The organism is Deinococcus aquatilis DSM 23025 (assembly GCF_000378445.1).
Classification (GTDB): Bacteria; Deinococcota; Deinococci; order Deinococcales; family Deinococcaceae; genus Deinococcus; species Deinococcus aquatilis.
The window spans coordinates 53914-74932 of sequence record NZ_KB899702.1 but is presented as its reverse complement, the minus strand read 5'-3'; the positions used below and the strand labels follow the sequence as shown (position 1 = coordinate 74932).

General features: G+C 63.1%; 23 protein-coding genes. 11 read left to right on the top strand and 12 right to left on the bottom strand.

Annotation, left to right across the window (positions count from 1 at the left end):
* Positions 1 to 56 precede the first annotated feature (56 nt).
* The 4 genes from F561_RS27115 to F561_RS0106480 all read left to right on the top strand — a co-directional run bounded on the left by F561_RS27115 (position 57) and on the right by F561_RS0106480 (position 5071).
* The gene (locus F561_RS27115; RefSeq protein ID WP_157451620.1) at positions 57 to 2714 is read left to right on the top strand and encodes a putative bifunctional diguanylate cyclase/phosphodiesterase; all 2658 of its coding nucleotides are present in this window, start codon (positions 57 to 59) and stop codon (positions 2712 to 2714) included.
* An 84-nt stretch (positions 2715 to 2798) separates the two neighbouring features.
* Positions 2799 to 3116 carry a hypothetical protein gene (locus F561_RS0106490; protein WP_019009141.1) on the top strand — a complete coding sequence of 106 codons (318 nt, stop codon included), beginning with the start codon at positions 2799 to 2801 and terminating at the stop codon, positions 3114 to 3116.
* A gap of 172 nt (positions 3117 to 3288) precedes the next feature.
* Positions 3289 to 3957: a response regulator transcription factor gene (locus F561_RS0106485; protein ID WP_019009140.1), complete on the top strand. Its 669-nt coding sequence runs from the start codon at positions 3289 to 3291 to the stop codon at positions 3955 to 3957.
* Positions 3958 to 4153: 196 nt separating this feature from the next.
* Complete coding sequence (locus F561_RS0106480) at positions 4154 to 5071, top strand: P1 family peptidase (RefSeq protein WP_019009139.1); 918 nt, start codon at positions 4154 to 4156, stop codon at positions 5069 to 5071.
* A 25-nt stretch (positions 5072 to 5096) separates the two neighbouring features.
* Here F561_RS0106480 and F561_RS0106475 read toward each other — a convergent pair whose 3' ends face one another.
* Entirely contained in the window at positions 5097 to 5735 is a 639-nt protein-coding gene (locus F561_RS0106475; RefSeq protein ID WP_019009138.1) for a hypothetical protein, read from the bottom strand.
* Positions 5736 to 5804: 69 nt separating this feature from the next.
* A complete protein-coding gene (locus F561_RS0106470; protein ID WP_026298646.1) occupies positions 5805 to 6509 on the bottom strand; it encodes an IclR family transcriptional regulator in 705 nt (234 codons plus the stop codon).
* Between the two features lie 277 nt (positions 6510 to 6786).
* Between F561_RS0106470 and F561_RS0106465 the strand changes: the two genes are divergently transcribed.
* Positions 6787 to 7215, top strand: a complete 429-nt coding sequence (locus F561_RS0106465; RefSeq protein WP_157451619.1) for a c-type cytochrome — start codon at positions 6787 to 6789, stop codon at positions 7213 to 7215.
* 37 nt (positions 7216 to 7252) lie between these two features.
* On the opposite strand, the gene ehuC is transcribed toward F561_RS0106465, so the two are convergent.
* Both ehuC and F561_RS0106455 read right to left on the bottom strand, forming a co-directional pair.
* A complete protein-coding gene (gene ehuC, locus F561_RS0106460; RefSeq protein ID WP_019009135.1) occupies positions 7253 to 7918 on the bottom strand; it encodes an ectoine/hydroxyectoine ABC transporter permease subunit EhuC in 666 nt (221 codons plus the stop codon).
* A 198-nt stretch (positions 7919 to 8116) separates the two neighbouring features.
* A complete protein-coding gene (locus tag F561_RS0106455) occupies positions 8117 to 8881 on the bottom strand; it encodes a transporter substrate-binding domain-containing protein (protein WP_019009134.1) in 765 nt (254 codons plus the stop codon).
* A gap of 222 nt (positions 8882 to 9103) precedes the next feature.
* Here F561_RS0106455 and F561_RS24920 point away from each other — a divergent pair, with 222 nt between their 5' ends.
* Positions 9104 to 9319, top strand: a complete 216-nt coding sequence (locus F561_RS24920; protein ID WP_019009133.1) for a hypothetical protein — start codon at positions 9104 to 9106, stop codon at positions 9317 to 9319.
* A gap of 10 nt (positions 9320 to 9329) precedes the next feature.
* A complete protein-coding gene (locus tag F561_RS0106445; protein WP_019009132.1) occupies positions 9330 to 10088 on the top strand; it encodes a monofunctional DNA glycosylase in 759 nt (252 codons plus the stop codon).
* A gap of 141 nt (positions 10089 to 10229) precedes the next feature.
* Here F561_RS0106445 and F561_RS0106440 read toward each other — a convergent pair whose 3' ends face one another.
* On the bottom strand, positions 10230 to 12143 hold the full coding sequence (locus tag F561_RS0106440; protein WP_019009131.1) for an N-acetylmuramoyl-L-alanine amidase: 1914 nt from the start codon (positions 12141 to 12143) through the stop codon (positions 10230 to 10232).
* A 317-nt stretch (positions 12144 to 12460) separates the two neighbouring features.
* On the opposite strand from F561_RS0106440, the gene F561_RS0106435 reads away from it, so the two are divergent.
* Entirely contained in the window at positions 12461 to 12694 is a 234-nt protein-coding gene (locus F561_RS0106435; protein ID WP_019009130.1) for a hypothetical protein, read from the top strand.
* A gap of 113 nt (positions 12695 to 12807) precedes the next feature.
* On the opposite strand, the gene F561_RS27110 is transcribed toward F561_RS0106435, so the two are convergent.
* A complete protein-coding gene (locus tag F561_RS27110) occupies positions 12808 to 14109 on the bottom strand; it encodes an NPCBM/NEW2 domain-containing protein (RefSeq protein ID WP_083922353.1) in 1302 nt (433 codons plus the stop codon).
* Positions 14110 to 14396: 287 nt separating this feature from the next.
* Between F561_RS27110 and surE the strand changes: the two genes are divergently transcribed.
* Complete coding sequence (gene surE / locus F561_RS0106425; protein ID WP_019009128.1) at positions 14397 to 15227, top strand: 5'/3'-nucleotidase SurE; 831 nt, start codon at positions 14397 to 14399, stop codon at positions 15225 to 15227.
* Between the two features lie 112 nt (positions 15228 to 15339).
* On the opposite strand, the gene F561_RS0106420 is transcribed toward surE, so the two are convergent.
* Complete coding sequence (locus tag F561_RS0106420) at positions 15340 to 15885, bottom strand: DinB family protein (protein WP_019009127.1); 546 nt, start codon at positions 15883 to 15885, stop codon at positions 15340 to 15342.
* A gap of 303 nt (positions 15886 to 16188) precedes the next feature.
* Here F561_RS0106420 and rpoZ point away from each other — a divergent pair, with 303 nt between their 5' ends.
* Together rpoZ and F561_RS0106405 are read left to right on the top strand one after the other, a co-directional pair.
* Complete coding sequence (gene rpoZ / locus F561_RS0106410; RefSeq protein ID WP_019009125.1) at positions 16189 to 16488, top strand: DNA-directed RNA polymerase subunit omega; 300 nt, start codon at positions 16189 to 16191, stop codon at positions 16486 to 16488.
* Positions 16489 to 16723: 235 nt separating this feature from the next.
* Entirely contained in the window at positions 16724 to 17989 is a 1266-nt protein-coding gene (locus F561_RS0106405) for a cation:proton antiporter (protein WP_019009124.1), read from the top strand.
* Between the two features lie 95 nt (positions 17990 to 18084).
* Here the strand turns inward: F561_RS0106405 and F561_RS0106400 are convergent, their stop codons facing one another.
* From F561_RS0106400 to F561_RS0106380, 5 genes are all read right to left on the bottom strand, one after another.
* Positions 18085 to 18759, bottom strand: a complete 675-nt coding sequence (locus tag F561_RS0106400) for a hypothetical protein (RefSeq protein ID WP_019009123.1) — start codon at positions 18757 to 18759, stop codon at positions 18085 to 18087.
* A 15-nt stretch (positions 18760 to 18774) separates the two neighbouring features.
* Complete coding sequence (gene fmt / locus F561_RS0106395) at positions 18775 to 19737, bottom strand: methionyl-tRNA formyltransferase (protein ID WP_019009122.1); 963 nt, start codon at positions 19735 to 19737, stop codon at positions 18775 to 18777.
* Complete coding sequence (def, locus tag F561_RS0106390; RefSeq protein WP_019009121.1) at positions 19734 to 20360, bottom strand: peptide deformylase; 627 nt, start codon at positions 20358 to 20360, stop codon at positions 19734 to 19736. The genes fmt and def overlap by 4 nt, the downstream gene beginning before the upstream one ends.
* Positions 20361 to 20605: 245 nt before the next feature.
* Complete coding sequence (locus F561_RS29465; protein ID WP_019009120.1) at positions 20606 to 20743, bottom strand: hypothetical protein; 138 nt, start codon at positions 20741 to 20743, stop codon at positions 20606 to 20608.
* 1 nt (position 20744) lies between these two features.
* The gene (locus F561_RS0106380) at positions 20745 to 20981 is read right to left on the bottom strand and encodes a hypothetical protein (RefSeq protein ID WP_157451618.1); all 237 of its coding nucleotides are present in this window, start codon (positions 20979 to 20981) and stop codon (positions 20745 to 20747) included.
* Positions 20982 to 21019 lie beyond the last annotated feature (38 nt).

Here is a 21019-nt window from a genome sequence, read left to right as displayed (position 1 = left end):
ATGTGGATGCCTGCTCGCCCCGCGCCCGGCACCGCTGATCTGCAAGGCAGGTGGCAGTGCTCCTGACAGCCGCATTGGAAAACCTTCTGGTCGGCAGCTCGGCCTCCAGACCGCTGAGGACGCGGGTGCTGTGGGCACTGTTGGCGCTGGGAATCGCGGCGCTGCTGGGCGGTATCGGAATCCTGACGATGCTGATCGTGTGGCCCCTGGACAACCAGGAACGCCAGTTGACACACCAACAGGCCGATACGGTGGTGGGCTGGCTGCAGGGCCAGCAGGAACAGCTGGACACCCGCACGCGCTCCTGGGCCGAATTGCCCAACCCGCTGCTGGTGGGCGCAGACCTGCTGAGTACCGGAGACGTGCAGGCCATCGCGCTCCTGAGAAATGGCCGCGTGACGACAGCCCTGATCGCTGCCGAGCTGCGGGCCACCGACTGGCAACCCGGCACGCTGGCTCCTCGCCAGTCCTTCAGTATTCAGGGCGACAAGGTGTGGCTGTTGGCCCGCGTGCCCCGGCAAGACGGTGCCGAACTGCTGGTACTGCGCGGAATAGAGGCCAGTACGCTGTCTCCTGCACCTTTCGTCACGCAGGTCAGGGTGGCGGCGCAGCCCACGCCAGCTGTGCAGTCCACACAGATGTTGCCGGGGCAGGCGGAGGTCAGCAGCACCGACCTCTCTGGCACAGCGAAAAGCGTGCAGAGCAAAGATGCCGTCTCCAGCGTCAGTTCTTTTGGCACGGCGCAGGGCAACCATGATCTGGAAGTCCTGGTGTCGCGTCCGCGAACGCTGCACGCTCAGGGCATCTGGGCGGTAAAAACAGCCAGCCTGACGGTCCTGATCCTGGTGGTGGCCTGTATCTTCCTGGCGCTGCGCCTGCTGGATTCGTTGGTGTTCGCGCGGCTGGCCCGTTTGCGGCGTTTCGTGCAGCGAATAGAGACCGAACCCGATACGGCGGCCCGCCTGCATCTGGGGCAGGGCGACGACGAGCTGCATCTGGTGGCCCGCGCCCTGAACCTGACGCTAGACCGCGTGACAGGCGACCACGACACCATGCGTGCCCAGGGCGAGGCGCTGCGGCTGATTGCCGAAAACGGCAACGTAGACGACGTGCTGCGCGTGATTCAGGGCACACTGGAACGCAAATCGCCGGGAGCGCTGGCCGAGTTGCAGAGTTTCGGGCCGCCCACCCTGACCGGGGTCAATCATATGGACCCCACCATCTGGGCCGTGTCGGTGCGGGGCCGCGCCGGAGACCGCTACGGACAGTTGCGCCTGACCTATCCCACCGTACTGCCCGACAATATTGCCAGCGAAGCCGCGTGGATGGCTGAACTGTTGGGCGTGGCCGCCGAGCAGGAGCGGCTGCGAGGCCAACTGTCTTTTCATGCCTACAACGATGAATTGACCGGGCTGCCCAATCGCCGGGGCCTGCTGCGGACACTGGCCCGCACTGTGCCCGACGCGCTGGAACGCGGCGCGCCCGTGGCAGTGCTGTATCTGGATCTGGACCGATTCAAACGACTGAACGATACGCTGGGCCATGCCGCCGGAGATGAACTGCTGCGGCAGGTGGCGGCACGGATCGGGCGGGCATGTGGGCCGGGTGATCAGGCGGCCCGCCTGGGCGGTGACGAATTCGTGATCGTGCTGCCGCGTGCGGGTACCGAGGCGGAAGTGGCCCAGATGGCCCAGCGCCTGGTCGGCATCCTGGAAACGCCGTTTGAAGTGTTTGGGCACGCCTTTCAGCCCACTGCCAGCATTGGCGTGGCCCTGGCCCCCCGGGACGGCCACGACCCCGAAGAACTGCTGCGATTGGCAGATCTGGCGATGGTACAGGCCAAAGCGCGGGGGCCGGGGCGGGTGTCCTTTTTTACTCCTGACCTTGAAGACGCAGTTCTTGACCGGGTACAGCTGGAAAATGACCTGCGTGACACCATGCGTACAGGCGGTCTGACGCTGGCCTATCAACCCCTGATCAGCCTCCAGACCGGAAAAATCGAGGGACTTGAAGCCCTGCTGCGCTGGACTCATCCGGTGCGCGGGCCGGTGGCCCCCAGTCTGTTCATTCCTATTGCCGAGGACGCCGGATTGATCGGCACGCTGGGCCACTGGGTGCTGCGCGAGGCCACCATGCAACTGGCGAAGTGGCGCAGTCAGGGACTGGAGATTCATGTGGCCGTGAACGTCAGCGCGGTGCAGTTGCTGACGCCCGATTTTGTGTTGCAGGTCAAGGCAGCCCTCCAGAACAGCGGGGTTCCCCCACACGCACTGACCCTGGAAGTGACCGAGTCGCTCCTGATGGACGGCACACCCGGTTCGGCGGCCCACACCCACCTGATGCAGCTCAGCACACACGGGGTGCGCGTGTGGGTGGATGATTTCGGCACCGGCTACAGCAGCCTTAGCTACCTGCACCGCCTGCCTATTCACGCCGTCAAGGTAGACCGCTCATTTGTGATGGGCCTCCGCAAAGGCCCCGAAGCCGAGCGCATCATCGAAACGATTGTGACGCTGGCGCACCACCTGAACCTGAAGGTGGTGGCCGAGGGCGTGGAGCAGGGCTGGCAGGCCGAAGTCCTGAAACTCTTGGGCTGCGACCACGCACAGGGCTATCTGTATGCCCACCCCGTGCCATCCGAGCAGGTGGCCGGGCTTTTCGCAGCGCCGCTGGGCGTATTGCAGCCTGCCCTGATCCCTCTCCAGGAGCTTTGAAGCGAGGTCATTTGAAGTGCTGCGGCAACAACATGAAAAAATTCTCCGTGCTGCGCGAAAGCCCGGCGGCTTAAGCTGTGCGGCATGACTTCTTCCTCTCCTTCCGGCACGCCTGACGAGCGGCTGGGGATCGCCTTCGCGCTGGCAGGCGTCGACGAACTGACCTTTACCCGGATTCTGCGAGATGTCATGCATGACCCGGCCTTTCGCCGTCCACTACAGGTGCAGGCCCAAGAACCCCGCTCCGGCCCCGGCGACAGTCACAGCGCCCGCCTCACGCTGGCTTTTTTGCCCGAGGACCGTGAACTGGCCGTAAATGCCATGCAGCGCCTGAAAACCCTGCTTCTGCGCTACGGCGTACAGGTGGACAGCATCGTGGTTCCCGGCGAACAGAGCACCTGAACTTGCACGCTGTTAAGAGTCTATAAACCGTGTCCTGCCCCGATTGGTCTATCCGCGCCCCTACGATGTCGAGAACGTTAGTCCAGCCGGAGGTCGGTTTCATTTCAGACATGGGACTGTCGCGATTGGCTGCAATTCAAGCACGTACACAACGGGGAGACACGCGAACCTCATGGATCAACGCATTTTGCTTATCGAAGACAACCCCGACATTACCCGAGTCGTCCAGTACGAACTGGAGCAAGCCGGATACCGGGTGCTGACCGCCCCAGACGGCGTCACTGGCCTGACCAGCGCCCGCGAGAATGCGCCTGATCTGGTCATTCTGGACCTCGGCCTGCCCGACTTTGACGGCGCAGAAATCGCCCGCCGCCTGCGGAAAACCAGTTCTGTGCCGATCATCATTCTGACGGCGATGGACGCGGTAGACCGCAAGGTGAACCTGCTGGAAGCGGGCGCAGACGACTACATGACCAAGCCCTTTCACCCCGAAGAACTGGTGGCCCGCGTGAAGGTGCAGCTTCGGCATCAGCAACACGGCGAGGTCATTCAGATCGGGGCGCTGGAAATCCACCCGCAAAAGCGCCTGTGCCACTACAACGGTCACGAGGTGCGCCTCTCACCCAAAGAGTTCGATCTGCTGACCTTTCTGGCGCGGCAGCCGGGGCGAGTGTATTCCCGCCAGGAAATAGAGCGCGAAGTATGGAACGGCGAACTGCCCAGCAACTCCAACGTGGTGGACGTACATATGGCGAACATGCGGGCCAAACTGCGCGACCTGGACGGTTACGGCATCATCCGCACCGTGCGCGGCATCGGCTACGCCCTGAAAACGCCCTGAGTTGATCTCCTGTTCTGTTGGAAAGGCCCCGCGTGGGCTTTTTCCTTTGGGTGGACTGATTCCACCGCCTTCAGGCCCGGCAGAATCGTCCTTTTGAAGTGGAAGACGTTGTGAGGTAGCGCTAGATTTCACCTCGTCTTGCGGTGATCGGCAAGACAGGGGTGAGCGAGCGCAGCGATGACCCTACACTTTCCCTATGAATCCACCTTTCAACCACACCCTCACCGCCATTTCTGGCTTCCGGGTAGGCCACTGGACGGACCCGGTGGGCCGAACCGGTTGCACGGTCATTCTGTGTCCCGATGCGGGCGCGGTGGCTTCGGCGTCGTTTCTCGGCCCCAGTCCGGGCACGCGGGAAGGCGTGTTGTTGGCCCCCGAAAAGAAGGTGGAGCGGATTCACGCGCTGCTCCTGACGGGCGGAAGCGCTTTTGGATTGGCGGCGGCGGCGGGCGTGGTGCGGGTGCTGGAAGAACGCGGCGTAGGGCACGAAACGCCGTGGGCGCGGGTGCCGATTGTGCCCGCCGCCGTAATTTATGACCTCGGCGTGGGCGATGCGCGGGCACGGCCCGGCGACCCCGAGGGCGAGCAGGCAGCGCGGGCGGCCTCGGCAGACCCGGTCGTGCGCGGGCAGGTGGGCGCGGGCACCGGGGCCACAGCGGGCAAATACCGGGGGCCAGATCACGCGGCGGTGGGCGGCCTCGGCAGCGTGATGCTGGAACGGTACGGCGTACAGGTGGCGGCACTGGCGGTTGTTAATCCGATTGGAGACGTGCTGGACGAAATGGGCGGCATTCTGGCTGGCCCCGGCACAGGCGTGGGCGCGTCAGCCTTTGCCCCCGCCGACGTGACCAACACCACCCTCGTGGCAGTCGCCACCGAACACACCCTCACCAAAAACGACGCCCGCCGCCTGGCCGACGCTGCCCAGACCGCGCTGGCCCGCGTGATTCACCCCAGCCACACCTACTGGGACGGAGACGCAGCCTTCGTGCTGAGTGCCTGCACCCGCCCACCTGCCGACCCGATGCTGCTGGGCGCACTGGTGCAGGAAGCCGTCTGCGCCGCCGTGCGTGACGCGGTGCGAATGGCGGCAGGACAGGGCAGAGTTTCTTAAACAGCCCTTTCTGAAGCCGGGCCGTTTACCGCACGCCGTACAGCCAGCGCGTCTGTAGGCTGCTCGGCGCGTTGCGAACATCCGTACTGTTGCCCCGGCGATCCAGCACCATGTTCCAGCCGGGAGCCAGCTTCAGGTCATAGGCCACGCTGCGCTCAGAGCCGAAGCTGGAGCAGGACACGTTCACGTAAATGGTCGTATAGGCGCTGGAATACAGCAGCCGGAGTTCATCTTGGCCGTCAGCGGTCAGGTTGTATACCTCGCCGCGCTCATAGGGAGCTTTGGGGTTGGGCCGGGCCTTCTGCACAGAAAGTTGCGGCAGCCAGTACAGCTCAGCCTCTCGGCCCGAAATGTCGAAGTCGGACGGTTGATCGTCACAGCCCACCACGTCGTAGAGGTCGCCCACTTTGCGGGTCAGGCCCCCCAGCTGAGCCGGAGTCGGCAGCGCGATCTGAAAAGCCCCCCCAGCATCCACCTTGCCGCGTGTCAGTGGGCCTCTGCTTTCCGAAAAAGCAAGGCCGCGTGCGCCCAGTGCCCAACCTGCCACCGTGCCGCTAAGAACTGTGACGCCGTTTTGGGCAGACAGGGCCAGCGGTGGGGCAGCGCCAGCCACGCCGGAAGCCAGCGCCAAAGCCAGCAACAACCGGGCCTGAATCTTGTGCATCGGTGGCAACCTCCAGTGGCAGCGCATCTTACGAAAAAGGCTAACCCCGGCTCCTCTCCCAGTCCCTTCTTACCCCAGCGCCTCGGCCTCGTGCACGATGCTCAGCACGCGTTCGCGGATGCTGCGTTCTCCTTGCAGGTAGCGTTCGGCACTCATCTGCACGCCGATGGCCGCCACCACGCCCTCACTGTGGTGATACGGCACGCCCAACGTGCATTGATCTGGAATCCATTCTTCTATGGAGTAGGCGTATCCCCGGCGGCGCACGCGGGCGACCTCGGTGCGCCATTCATCCAACGTGGTGATGCTGCTGTCGGTGCAGGCGCTGAACGTGCGGGGGGAAATATCGGCGTGGGCATACAGAATCTTGCCGCTGGCCGTGGCCGTGGCAGGCAGGTAAATATCCAGCGGCAGGTCTATATCGGCGTCGGGATGGCGTTCGCGGATGGCGCACACCACCTCCTCTCCCTCCAGAATGCACAGGAAGGCCACGGCCCGAACCTCCAGCGCCAGCCGGGTAATCAGGCTGCGGGCATCGGGAAACCAGGGCAGGGCCGCCGTGAGCTGACCGCCCATCTCGGCCAGATGCCAGGACAGGCGGTATTTCCCAGCAGGAGTCCGGCGCAGGAAACCGGCTTCGGTCAGGCCCGCAAGGTAGGCGTGGGCAGTGGCGCGGGGCAGCGTGAGATGAAGCGCGAGCGCCCGCACGCCCCACTCAGGTTGCTCGGCGCTGAACGCCCCCAGAATGCTCGCGGCCTTTTGCAATGAAAGCACCCGTCCAGCCTACACAGACGCGGCAAGGATGTATACAACCGGCGGGCCTGCAAACGGTTACAGCGTGGTCATGAAGCTTCATGTGTCGTCTATCAACTGGCACGCCAGAAGGGTCAAAGTTTCCTTTCAGACAGATCAAGCGGTGGAAGGAGCGCACAGAGAAGATCGAAAAAGGAATGAAGCTTTATGCTGCGGTGAGGAACAAATCAACATGTCCACTCCGACTTCCCTAGCTGGCCGATTCCTGCGCCAGCCTTCGACATTACTCTCCTTGCTCTTGCCCGCCAGCGCTGTGCTATTGGGCACGACCTTACCGCAGGCTGGCGCACAGCAGGGGGCGGCCATCCTCTCCCCTGCCGCAGTGCAGATCACAGCCCAGATCGGGCGCGGGGCCGTGCTGTACCGTCTTGCCTGTGCCATGTGCCACGGAGACGAGTTGCAGGGTGGCAGCGCCGAAGCCCTGGCCGGAGCCGAGTTCAGAACCACCCACCAAGTCCTGCCGCCACGTGCCATCTACACACTGATTGGGGGGTTACACGGCCACCTGCCGCCCGTGACTCCACAAGAGGCGCTGGACGCGACGGCTTTTATCCTCGATTTCAATGGCCTGCCGCTGCGTGGGGAATTGGTGGAAGGAACGCTGGATCAGTTGCCAGGAGACCCGGCGACCGCTGACAAAACATCCCCCGATGAGGGGGGACGGTGAGTGATGACTGAACCTGTGGTTATCTGCTGCCGCTCTCTCAGGCCACGCCCCGCGACAGCCGCCGCTCTACTGCTCTCTGCACGCCTTCCAGCAGCAGACTCATGACCCAGTACAGCAGCGCGGCCATCAGGTAGGGGCCAAACGGCTCGAAGGTGCGGGCGATGACCAGTTGGGCGCTTCTGAGCAGCTCGACCACCGTAATTACGCTGACCAGCGACGTGTCCTTGACCAAGCCGATCAGGCTGTTGCCGAGGCTGGGCGCAGCCACGCGCAGAGCCTGCGGCAGCACGATCAGGCGCATGGTCTGTGCCCCGTTCAGGCCCAGACTGGTGGCGGCTTCACGCTGACCACGCGGCACGCTCTGAATGGCCCCACGAATGGTTTCCGAGAGGTACGCACCCGCATTCAGGGTCAGGGCCAGCACGCCGCCCACCACCGGATTCAGTGTGATGCCGAAGCTGGGCAACCCGTAATAAATCACGAAAATCTGCACCAGCAGGGGCGTCCCGCGAATAAACGACACGTAGATTCCCGTGATCCAGCGCAAGACTGCAAAACGGGACAGCCGCGTCAGGGCCACGGCGAACCCCAGCGGCAGCCCCAGCACCATCGCGGCCAGCGCAAAGCCCAGAGTAATTCCGGCCCCCTGCACCAGCACGGGCAGCGACTGCACGGCGCTGTTGAGGATAAGAGAAAGGTCCATATCGTTCAGTGTCTCCGCCGTTCATCTTGGCATGAACAGAACCGGGCAGCAGCCGTACTGCTCAGAAAAAGTTTGCCCACCTAGACGAGTGGGCAAACCTGATCCATTGAGATTCAGAGCGGTGCTGGGGCGTTTGCCGGAGCACCACTGGCGCACCCGTTCACACAGTCAGCGCACAGAATTCAGGCCGGAATCCGCTCAGGGCTTGCTGACATCCTGACCGAACCACTGGCGGCTGATGTTGGCGTAGGTGCCGTTGGCCTTGATCTGCAACAGGGCGCGGTCAATGGCGGTTTTTAGGGTGGTGTTGTCCTTGCGGAAGGCGATGCCCACGGGTTCTGCCGCGCCGATCACGCCCGCACCCTTCACAGGCAGCCCGTCTTTTTTGATCAGGTAACCCACCAGCAGGCGGTCATTGAAAGCGGCGTCGATTCGGCCCGAAATCAGGTCGCTGAGGTATTCGGGTGCGCCGGGGTAGGTGACCACATTGATGCCGCCCGCGTCACGGAGCTGCTTTTCAAAGTTGCTGCCCAGGCCCACACCCACGCGCTTGCCCTTCAGCTCGGTCAGATTTTTGAAGGCGGTGGCAGCGTTCTTGCGGACGATGATCTGCGGGCTGCTGTAGGCGTAAGGCGCACTGAACCCGATGGCCTTCTGACGCTCGGCGGTAATGCCCACCTGATTCACGATCACGTCGTATTTGCGGGCCTGAAGGCCAGCCAGAATGCCGCTCCACTCGGTCAGCACAAATTCGGGCTTCAGGCCGAGGCGGGCCGCCACCGCTTTGGCAATGTCCACGTCAAAGCCCACCAGTTGGCCCTTTTCATCCTTGAAGGTAAAGGGCGCGTAGGTGCCTTCCATACCGATTTTCAGCACGCCGGAAGTCAGGGTGGTGGGGCGCTGGGCTGATGCAGAAGTGGCAAGACTCAGGGCCAGAGCAGACAGGATCAGGGTGCGTTTCATTTGGTATTCCTCCAGGGAAGTCGGGATTCAGGCGCGGCAACTGAACAGGCAGTTTACTCGCACGGCCCCAAAGTCTATATCTGTTGACCTATTTTGTAAACTGCTTGATAACGAAAAGCTCAAGGCCCAGTCGTGGTCCGGCTCGGCAGCCAGGGCCAGGGTATAAATACGTCTTTACACCGTACTCGCCCAAAGCTGCACCGGCCCGCGCAGGCTGAGGCCATGACCGACCGTGACCCGCAAGTTCCCGGATACGACCCCGCCAACACCTCTCCAGCGGAAGGGCAGAGCAAAGACATCTCGCCGGAAGAAAGGGGCAAAGCGCCCAATACCGACCCAACTGCCAACAAAGAACCCGCCGAGGGTGGGCGCGACGAGGTGGAAGGCGAGGGCGCAGACACGGGCGTGCAGCCGGGCCTGAACACCACCAAAGGCTGAACGCCCCGGCATGACCGACGGCTCTCTGTTTCCACTCACGCCCGACTCTGACCCGCCCAACCTCAACGCCACCCGGCCTGCTGAGGTTCGGTCTGAACTCCTGGCGTGGATGTTCGGTCTGTTGCGGGCAGAGTATGGCGAACGTCCCCTGATTCCCCGGCGTGCGCCCATGCACGAGCTGATCAGCACGATCCTGTCCCAGAGAACCACGCACGCCGACGAGGAAGCCGCATACCAGGAACTCTGCTTGCTGGGCGACTGGGACGAGATCATCGCGGCCCCCGTGGACGCCGTGGCCCACGCTATTCGCCGCAGCAATTACCCTGAAAGCAAGGCGCCGCGCATTCAGGCCACCCTCAGCGCCATCAAGGCCGAACGCGGCGGCTACGACCTGGATTTTCTGGCCGAATTGCCCGTGGCCGACGCCCTGAAATGGCTGACCAACCTGCCGGGAGTGGGCATCAAGACGGCTTCACTGGTGCTGCTCTTCAATTTTGCCCGGCCCGTCTTTCCGGTCGATACCCACGTTCACCGCGTCACCACCCGCGTTGGCGCAATTCCGCGCATGGGGGAGCAGGCGGCGCACCGTGCCCTGCTGTCGCTCCTGCCACCCGAAGCGCCGCATCTGTACGAGCTACATGTCAATCTGTTGCGGCACGGGCAAAAGGTGTGCCACTGGACAGCGCCCAAGTGCCCGGTATGCATCCTCAAGGACCGCTGTGACGCACATGCAATTTACGGCAACCGGGTTCCCAGCTTCGGAAAATAGGTGTGGCAGGAACGGCGGCTCAGGGTCACGGGTTAAAGGGTGCAAGAAAGACGCTGGGCGGCGCGTTCCACCGACCCAGCATCCCCCACCTTCCGACCCCCGAACTTGACGGCTGAGAGTCAGCCCAGATGCACTACTTCTCTACTTTCCCCCACCACCCACCGCGTTGCCCGCCGTCACTCCCGAAGTCAGCGCCTCGCGGATGCCCTGCGCGATCCCCACGGCCACGCGGTCAAGGTAGTTGGCGTCCTGCAGATTCAGGCCGTCTACCGGGTGGCTGGTGTAGCCGATTTCGACCAGCGCAGCGGGAATCCGGCTGTTTCTGAGCACAGACAGCGATTGGTTGGATTTCAGACCGCGTGAAAACGCCCCGGTGGTTTCTACGAGCTGGCGCTGCAAGATGGTTGCTAGGCTGCTGGACATGGGATGGTTGGCATTCCACCATGTTTCCACGCCGTAGCCGCGTAGGGCGGTATTGGCTTCCATCGCATTGACATGAATGCTGACAAACAGTTGGGTGCCGGGGCTTCCCAGCTGGGCACGCATCTGCAGATCGACGTTTTTCACCGGGTTCAGTTCGCGGTCACGGTCACGGGTCATGACCACGTCCACGCCCGCCGCCCGCAGAAGGTCGCGCACCCGTAAGGCCACGTTCAGCGTCACTTCTTTTTCTACGATGCTGCCCACTGCCCCCGGATCGCGCCCACCGTGACCGGGATCAAGCACCACACGCGGCTGCACGTAACTGGCACTCAGGGCCAGAATGGCGGTACCACGCGTGGCCGCAACAGGGGGCACGGCGGCCACCAGGCGCTCACTGGGCAGCAGGGGCGTCAGGTTTGCCAGCGCGGGCGAGAGGTCGATGGCGAGCCGTGCGCGGTCACTTCCGGGTGCAGGCGAGAGCAGTTGCGCCCGCCATCCACTGCGGGCCGTGGTCGGCGTGGCCGTCACCAGAGTGATGTCTACACCAGCATCGGTGGGTTCAAAGCGCCAGGTCCGCACCTCTGGGCTGACATTCTGGGCATATTGAGGCACCACGCTGAGGCCGGTCAGTTCTACACGTAGACCCAGTGTGGTGGGCTGAATCAGGTAGGTGCTCCCGGGCGGCAGGTCCAGGACCACGCGGGTCATACCCGGATTCTTGCCAATACGCGGGGCGGTCAGGAGGGCACCGGGTTGCACCTGCCCAGTCACGCGGCCTGTGAGGGCGCTGGGGCGGGCCGCATTGGTATCGGGCAGCGCGGGTGCGGGCGGAAACTGCTTGCTGGGCAGCACGATGTCGCCGGGGGGCAACTGGTCAGGATTGCTGGCAATGGCCGCACGGGTCGCCGCAGGACTGGTCACCGCAGGACGTGTCGTCACAGGGTTCGGCGTCTGGGTGGTGCGGGTGGGAGCAGTGGACGTGACCGCAGCGGCAGCGGCCACAGGCGCGGCACTTCCGGGCGCAGCTTTCAGACCCAGCGGGGCATTCAGCACAGAGTTGGCCTCTGCGGTAGAGGAAGTGGGCGCAGGCGGAGAGGTGCGGAGCGCGGCCCGCAGGCTCTCGCCAGCCCCGCCCGACACCACTGCACCGAATTCCAGGATCAGCACGCGGCCACCCGTTGCCAGGGTCGCCTCACTGGCCCGCCATCCTTCAGTCAGCGACAGTGGAAACGGAGTGACCAGGGTAGCCTGCCCGCCGCCTGCGCGGTACTCGCTGACGCTGCCGCCCAGGGCGGCGGTCACGGCAGGCAAGACCCGCGCACCCTGCACATCTATTCTCAGGCCCGTAAAGGTGGGCATCAGCGTGTAGGCGACGCTGGGCGCAAGGTCGAAGACCACGCGGGTCTGCGAGCCATTGTTGCTGGTGCGCGGATTGCCGAAGGTGGCGTTCTGTACCCCGGTCAGGTTCAGGCTGCCGCTGGGAGCCGCTGTCGGGGCAGGGGCAGTCCCGCGCAGGGTGGGAGAGGCTTGAGCTGGAGCCTGCCGCAAAAAGGGGTCAGCCGGGGAGGTCCCCTGAGCTGCCGCTCCGCCGCACGCCAGAGCAAATGAGAGGAAGATGGCAGGCTTCTTCATGGATTCAACCACTTTAACGGCAGGGCCGTGAGAAACAACGTCTTGCGGCTCATTAAGCCCATCTGACGACCGTTCATTAAGGAGAAAAACGTCCAGGTGTGAACTACACCTCACGCCAGTGTCTTTTTTGAAAAAATTCACACTTATACATTAAGACGCCAGACGTTCTTCAGAAGACCCAAGTCCAAGCTTGAGCCTTTCGTAACGCCGGGCAGCAGTTCGGCCGTCGGCGCGTATGCTCCTGTTCTAGCCGCAGTGGGGTGTGCCGATTGGACCGGCCAACACGGACACCTTCCAGAGGCAAAAAGGGAGCGACCATGACCGACCGTAGCGGCAGGGACGACGATCAGGACAATACAGATACCGGCGACATGAATGCAGACACCGAAAGCCTGAGCAGCGCCGAAGCACAGCAGATGGGCGCGGGCGCAGGACGCGGGGCCAGAAATGAACCCGGCGCACAGGCCTCGGATGAGTACATAGAGGAGCATGTGCAGGGCGACAGCGATCAGCCAGCAGGCAATTCTGAGATTTCTCGTTCTGGCCCCTGAACAGTTGATCCGTTGATCCTACGCCAGCTCCGGCAGATGCCAGGGCTGGCGTTCTGATTGTTTTACGGATGTGCCGAAGCGCCGCCCCTGCTGCTTTCAGCCTCCTGCCGACGCTATTTTCCTGCCCTGACCCAGATGTCTGCCGGAGTCAGGCGAACGGGCACGCTGCCGATCTGCACGGGGTAGGTGTGAGCAAAGTTCTGTTCGTAGACTCGCAACTGCGCCTCGGCCTCGGTGGCTTCGTCCGGCCAGGCGGCGCGGGTGGCCGTCAGCTTGATCTGCAAGATGCCGCCCTCTCTTGGAATGTCGCCGCTGCCCACAACACTCGCGTCCAGCCAATCTGGAGCCTGCCCGATGTTGGGGCGCACGGCCAGATTGAAACCGGTGGTTTCTCCGCCCGGCACCACCGAAACGGGCACGTCTATGACCACCGATTTACCCACCTGAAGGTCAGGCAACGTGGCTGGAAAGTGCAGCACCGCCTGCTGCTCCAGCGTGCCCAGGTTCAGGGGCGTGCGGGCCACCTCTTCTCCGGCCACGGAGGCCACCAGATCGCCGGGAAAGACGTCCTCGGTGGCATGGAGGCCCATGTACACGCGCAGGGCCTGAACCTGTTGGGCGGCCCCGGTCAGGCGCGTGCCCGTACTGACCAGCTGGAAATATTCGGCGGTACCGTAGTAGCTCTGCACCGCATAGGTCACGTCTCCCCTAAACGACTTGCTGTTGTTGGTGATGGTCAGCGGCAGGGTGCCGTGTGTGTCCTGATAGATCCGGGTCTCGTCAGGCACGCTGAGAGTGATGTCGGGGACGCACACCAGCACCGGATTGATCCAGTCGGCATGGTCAAAGCTTTTGCCGTTGCCCCCATCGGTCACGACCAGCCGCACCCTGGATTGCCCGCGCAGATCCACACTGACCTGTTGGGTGGCGCTCTCTCCGGTCATCAGGCCGCTGTCGTAGAGCTTGGCTGTATCGCCCCAGACCTGAAAGGCGACGCTGCCCTGTGTGCCCACCTCATCGTCTACGCCGATCTGTGCCCTGAAACGTACGCATCTGGCCCGGTCTGCTCCGGCGAGGCTGTAGCTCAGTTCGCTGGGCGCGTGAACGCCGTAGCCTTTGGGATACTGCACCCCGCCGAGGGTCAGCGGTTTGCCGTCGCCGCCCGCCTGCTGGCCGTTACTGCGATCTGTTTCGATCGGCCCCCAGCCGTTGGTGGCGACCAGTGCCCGTTCGTAGGCCAACGAGTTGATTCCGTCAGGCATCAGGGTTTGCGGCTTCATCTGGGAGGTAAAAGCCCAGTTGCCCTCCTCTGGGCGGACATTCGATTCTGCTTCCAGGCTGGAATCCGGCATCTGCCCGCAGGCGGCAAGGGCAAGGGTCAAGAGCATCAGCGGGGGCCGCCACCATCGATTCATAACTCCTCCACAGTTTCAATCTGCAACAGTCGGATAGAGAACGACTTTAACTGGCCTGCCGTAAAACAAACGCTAAAACGCAGTCTGGGCCGCAGTTCATGAAGTGCCAACGGAAACCACATTTATGAATGTTGGAAAATTCTCATCTTCAGGAACAGCGCTGACCGGGTGTCCGATCTTCTCTGACGGCCGTTCCTGCTGGCCGCCGTCCCACTATGCGGTCTCCCGCAGCTTCCGGTCAGCCCAGCTTGACGCCGATGTCTCAGGTGGCGTCTAGACTGCCTGCCATGACCTCTGCACCTGACAACTCTGTGTCTGGCAACGCCGCCCCCGTACGTCCATCCATTCTGGTCGCCAACGATGACGGCATCTTCTCGCCCGGCCTCAAGGCACTGGCCCTGGCCATGGCTGACATCGGAGACGTTACGGTCGTTGCGCCCGACGTGGAGCAGTCGGCGGTCGGGCACGGCATCACCATTCGCCGTCCACTGCGCTTCAAGCACACGGCCTCGGCAGGCTTCGGTGAGATTCCGGCCTACCGGGTAGACGGAACGCCCGCCGACTGCGTGGTCCTGGGCGTGCATCTACGGGGGCAGTTCGATCTGGTCGTCAGCGGAATCAATCTCGGCCCCAATCTGGGCGACGACCTGACCCATTCGGGTACGGTGGCGGCGGCCATAGAAGCGATGGCGCTGGGTCTGCCCGCCATTGCCTTCAGCCAGCAGGCCACGGCGCAGGGCGAGTACGATTTTGCCGCCAGCGCCGCCTACGCTGCCCGCCTCGCCCGCGAGGTGCTGGCACGGGGATTGCCGCCCCGCACGCTGCTGAACGTCAACTTCCCGGCCCGCGCCTTTGAGGGCGTGCGCGTGACCCGGGTGGGTGACCACCGCTGGGAAGACAGCATCGTGACGCGCACTGACCCCGAGGGCCGCGAATATCACTGGGTCGCCGGAATCAGCCGCGCCGCCGATGCTGCCGACCTGACCACCGACTACGGCGCAGTGCAGGCCGGATGCATCAGCGTGACTCCGGTACGCCTGGATCTGACGGCCCGCGACCTGATGCAGGAAGTGGAAGGGTATCTGCCCGCCTTACCCACCGGAGTGGCGAGCAGGTAAAACGGATGGGGAAGGTGGACGGGCAGGCAGTGGGGTAGAAGTGTAGAAGTACAGCTAGGACGCGAACTGGGTTTCGGGCCGTACCCGGTTGCTAGTTCAGTCCTGTACCAACTCAGCCCTGTGCCAACTTTTCCAGTTGCTTGCGGTGGTGGCGAATATGAAAGGCCGCCATGCGGAGCCAGTCCAGCGCCGTCAGTTCGCCCATGAAGGGGTGAAAGAAGGTCCGGTCTGAGGTTTCGGGCGCGTGGGCGGCGGCTTGCAGCAGTGCGGCGCGGGTCTGGGCGTGCGCGGCGCTGAGGTCGGCCCATGCCTGCTCGGGGCCGGGTACAAGTCCGGCGGGAGCCTGCCGCCTGCCCTCTACCAGCGTGCCGGGCGTCTGGTCGCCTGGGCGCAGAGGCTTGTCAGACAGCAGCAGGGCCGCGATCTTGGCGGTTCCAGCATTCACGCGGATGATGTGATCGGCTTCCTGCGCCGCCGTCCAGGTGCGCCCCGGCAGGGTGGTGTGCCAGTGCGGCTGCACCGCGTCCACAGCCCGCTCGAAGGCGTCCAGCTCGCGCTCCAGGCGGGAATGCACATCGGCTGGCATCTGTCCGAAGGCCCGCAGAAGTTGGCGCTGCTCGGCCTGCTGGTCTTGCCGGGTGGCTGAATTGTCGGTCATGGCTGCCAGTTTAGACCGGGTACAAGCGAAGAGGAAAGGGTGAAGCCGGGTCTGAAGAGAATGGGGGATATTCTCTGGCCCCTCATCTGATGGTGCTGCTGCACTTTGCCCGCCCCACGCAGGCTGAGAGCGGCGGCTTCAGACTGTCCGGGCCTCAGACTTCAGACCTCCCCGACGCCCAAACGTGCCTTCACAGATTGCCCTTCCTGGTGGCGGCGGGCTAGACTGACTGGCTGAGTGTCTGGCTCCCGCGCCCAAGCAGCACAGCAGGCCGGAGAGCAGGTGACAAAAGGGGTGTGGAGTATGGCAGAAAAAGACATTGATAAATTGCTTTCGATGACCGACAGCAAGTACCGGTTGTCGGTGGTGACGGCAAAACGCGCCCTGCAACTGCGTTCGGGTGCGCCCAGCGTATTGCCGACCGAGCAGCGCGTCAAAACGCATAACCTCGTGACTCAGGCCATGCGCGAACTCGCAACTGGCAAACTGATCGTGGGCACCGAGCTGATGGACGAAGCCCGTTTTCATCAGGATTACGTGCGTCAACGTCAGGCACAGCTTCAGGCGATGCTGAATGCCGAGCGGGAACGCGAGCGGGACTGACCAACCGTGACTAGAGCTTAGTCCGTAGAAAAAAGACAGAGCCTGCCAGATGATCTGGCAGGCCCACTTTTTGATGTGGCAACCTGAACAGGAGTGAGATAGAGCAGCCTGAACCCGCCTGTAGGACGAGTCTCAGGTTATGGCCCACCCCTCAGAGCTGTTCTCCGGTTCAGATGAGGGCAGCACTAGCAGCTGGGCTGTCCTCTACAGTGGCTCCTATGATTCTGGTGGCCCCATGTTGACGGCATTTGCGGTATTGCTGAGCGTCACAGCGCTGCTGGCCTTTTTAAACGAACGATTTTTCAAGTTTCCGACGACGGTGGGCGTGACGCTGGCAGGTGCACTGGCAAGCATCATTCTGATTGCGCTGGACGGCCTCGGCATTGGCGGGGTGCGGGGCTGGGCAACGGGCCTGCTACAAACGCTGGATTTCACGGACTTCGTACTGAACGGTATTTTAAGTGTCCTGCTGTTTGCGGGCGCACTGGGCCTGGATGCTCGCCAGATGCTGAGGCAGCGGGTCAGTATTCTGACGCTGGCAGTCCTGAGTACCATCATCAGCACCTTCCTGATCGGCTTTGCCGCCTACGGCATCTTCGGCGTGTTGGGCCTCGGCGTGCCGCTGCTGTGGGCGCTGCTGTTCGGGGCACTGATCAGCCCCACCGACCCTGTGGCCGTTCTCGACCTGCTCAAGCGGGCGCGGGTTCCCAAACGCATCGAAACACTGATCGCCGGGGAAAGCCTGTTTAACGATGGCGTGGGCGTGGTGATCTTTCTGGTGCTGGCCGGGCTGGCCGGAATCGGTGAGTCTCACACCGCCCCGACAGTGGCCGGAGCCTTGATGTTGTTTTTGAAGGAAGCGGGCGGCGGCGTACTGTTCGGGGCGGCGCTGGGCGGCGTGGGCTACGTCTTCCTCAAAGGCATCGAGTCTCATGCGGTGGAGGTGCTGCTGACGCTGGCATTGGTCATCGGCGGCTATGTACTGGCCGCCTCACTCGGTATCAGTGGGCCGCTGGCGATGGTGGTCGCTGGACTGATCATTTCTGCCGTCAAGCACGACGTGTTTACCGCCGCCACCCGCGAACACGTCGAGGGCTTCTGGGAAACGCTCGATCAGGTGCTCAACATCCTGCTGTTCGCTTTTATCGGGCTGGACGTGCTGCTGACCAACGTGACCCGTCCGCAACTGCTGGCGAGCGTGCTGCTGATCGGTGTAGCACTGGTCGCCCGCTGGATCAGTGTGGTCGTTCCCTTTCATTTCGTGCGTGCCAGCCAGGGCTACGGCGCGTACACGGTGCGCCTGCTGACCTGGGGAGGTCTGCGCGGCGGCATCGCCATCAGCCTCGTGCTGGGCCTGCCGGACAGCCCCTACCGCTCTCTGCTGGTCACGGCCACCTATGTCATCGTGCTCTTTACGATTGCCGTGCAGGGGCTGACGATCATGCCTATCGTGCGCCGGGCAGTCGAGGCGAGTGGGGAAAAGGCTGTGAGTGGTCCGTAGGGAGTGGTGAGTGGGAAAAGAGGGGGCCAGCCAAATCTTAGGAATGGCTGGCCCTCGGTTTGTCCTACACCCTCCATCCCACGTCCTACAACCCTTTACCCTCTTTCTCTCTCCCGCAGGACCAACTGCACCAACCCCAGGAGCAGCAGTTCTTCTTCCTGCGGCTGCACGGGGCGCAGGGCTTCCACCACAAAACGGCGCGAAAAGAGGCTGCGGCGCTTGCGCACCCGCAGGGCAGGCTGGTCGCCCGCGTCAGTCACGGTGTAGGTGGGATTGATCAGGTAATCAAAGCCCATGGCGATCAGGTCACCAATAAACGGAATGGCCCCGATCACGCCCTCCACGATGCCCAGCCAGGGCTGATCGTCGCGGATGGTGAAGCGGACGTGGCCCGGTGCGTCCAGCAACTCGTAGCTGGCGGCCCACAGGGTACGCATGCCCTGAGCTTGCAGCGCACCCACATCGCTGCCGTCCACACGGCGAATCAGGCGCTTGGCCCGCCAGTCCAGCGCCCCGGCCATCAGCCCCTGCGCCCGCATGCCGTACAGCTGCCGGGTGCGGCCCTCGTCGGCAAACACCTTGACCTCATCGCGGATACTGAAGGTCTTTTCCTTCACCACCGCCACGAGTTGTCCGCCTGCGTCAGTCACGCGCAGTTCAGTAAACAGACTGAACTTGAATTCCAGTGTCAGGGGAAACTGCGCGGTGGGCAGAAGGCTGGAACCTGCCGGGCGGCCAGCGTCGAAGGGAGCGGCGGGAAAGGAAGTCACGCCACAGGTACGGGCTTAGGGCTGCTGTGGTTCCCAGAGGTCGAAACGTGGCGGTTGACCCTGGGCCTGCCACCACTGCGCCGCCGCCTGAGGTTTGCGGGCTTCAGGCTGAAGGGTCTGAATTCGCACCGCGCCCGCACCGCAGGCCACGATCAGGGCGTCACCATCGGCGCGGATGACCTGGCCCGTTTCCTCAGATTGGTCTGCCACCACGCTCAGGCCCGCCAGTTTCAGGCGGACACCCCCCACAAACGCCGTGGTCTGGGGCCACGCGGCCACCCCCCGGTGGCGGTCCAGTACGGCCTGCGCCGACTCCTGCCAACGCACAAAACCGTCTTCTTTGACCAGCAGGGGTGCATGGGTGGCCCTGCTTTCGTCCTGGGCCGTAGGAGTCAGGCTGGGAAGCTGATGCAGCGCCGAGACGATCAGGCGGGCCGCCTGCGTCGCCAGAGCGTCCGCCAACTCCAGCGCCGTCCACTCGGGCGCGATGGGCAGGGATTCTTGCAGCAGCAGCGGCCCGGTATCCATTCCCTCGTCGGTCTGCATGATGGTGGTTCCTGTGACCGTCTCGCCCCGGATTAGCGCCCACTGGATCGGAGCCGCGCCCCGGTAGGCGGGCAGCAAACTGGTATGCGTATTCAGGAACCCGAAACGCGGCACGGCCAGCAGCGATCCCGGCAGGATTTTGCCGTAAGCGCAGGTGACGGCCACATCGGCCCCGCAGCCGCGCAACTGGGCTTCAAACGCCGCATTACCGCGCAGTTTGCGGGGTTGCGCCAGCGGCAGGCCCAGGGCCGCAGCGTGGGCAGCCACCGGCGGCGGCGTCAGTTTCAGGCCACGCCCCACGGGTTTGTCGGGCTGGGCCACCACCAGCACCACTTCAAATTCAGCGCGAATGGCGTCCAGCACAGGCAGCGCAAAAGCGGGTGAGCCGAAGAAGGCCACGCGGGGGCGGCCATCAGTGCCGGAACCCTTCAACCCTGGCGCTCCAGTTGTTTGCGCCGCTCATGTTCCGCCAGATCACTCAGGAAGGTTTTGGCCTGGCGTTGCAGGGCAGTCAGCGCCTTGCGGTGGTCTTCCATGATCTCGGCAGGCAGGTGATCCAGGAACAGCACGCCGTCCAGATGGTCGATTTCGTGCTGAAAGACCCTCGCCAGGTAATCGTCGGCTTCGATGGTGCGGTCCTTGCCGTCCAGATCGGTATAACGCACCTGTACAGCACGGGCACGCGGCACGCCCTCTTCATAGATGCCGGGAATGCTCAGGCAACCTTCCTGATAGGAGCGGTCTTTTTTCTTGTCGATGACGCTCATCACGGGGTTGATCATCACGAAGTCACGCAGCACCCGTGAGCGCAGATTCTCCTCGCCGCCCTCGTTTTCTTCCTCGTCGTCCTCGTATTCCACCGCCACGAACATCCGCACAGGGAGGCCCACCTGCGGCGCAGCCAGTCCCACGCCCCGCTGCTCGAACATGGTTTCAAGCATCTGGTCGGCCACCTCGCGCACCGATTGGGGATCGAATCCTGGCACGGTCAGGGGCTCACCGGGTTTCAGCACACGGGCCTTGCGCCGCAAAACCGGATCACCATAGAGGCGCATGGGATAGATACGGGGAGCGGTCACAGAAACACCTTCATCGGGGCACCTTCACAATGGTTAGTTTTACCAGAAATAGGGCGTCCGAACGGCGACTGTGTTCCCCATTGACGACACTCTGATCAAGCAGCAACCATCAATCTGAGCAAGCAGCAGAAATCAACTGACGTGAGATTTTAAACAAAGAAAAAAGCCACCGACTGGGTGACTTCTTCTTTTAAAGCGTTGTGGTCTATAGTCGTTCGCATTCAGATGACTCCGAAATCCGCCGCCGCTCCCCGCATCACAGGCAAGGTCACTTCACGTGGCTTGTCGTTGCGCGGAGCAGTATTGACCACGGGGGCAGGCTTGGGAGCAGGAGCAGGCGTCACTTTGTCGCGTGTCATCTCAGGCCGCCTTTCCGGCGGTCATGACGCCGTAATCCCGAATGCCCATCTGCATGACGCCGTAGTCCCGAATACCCATCTGCATCACGCCGTAGTCCCGAATGCCCATCTGCATCACGCCGTAGTCCCGAATGCCCATCTGCATCACGCCGTAGTCCCGAATGCCCATCTGCATGACGCCGTAATCCCGAATGCCCATCTGCAATTCATTGATCTGGCTGGATTCAGAAAAAGTCACAATTTCTTGTAAGAGGTTTGTCAGAGCAGTTGTGTTAT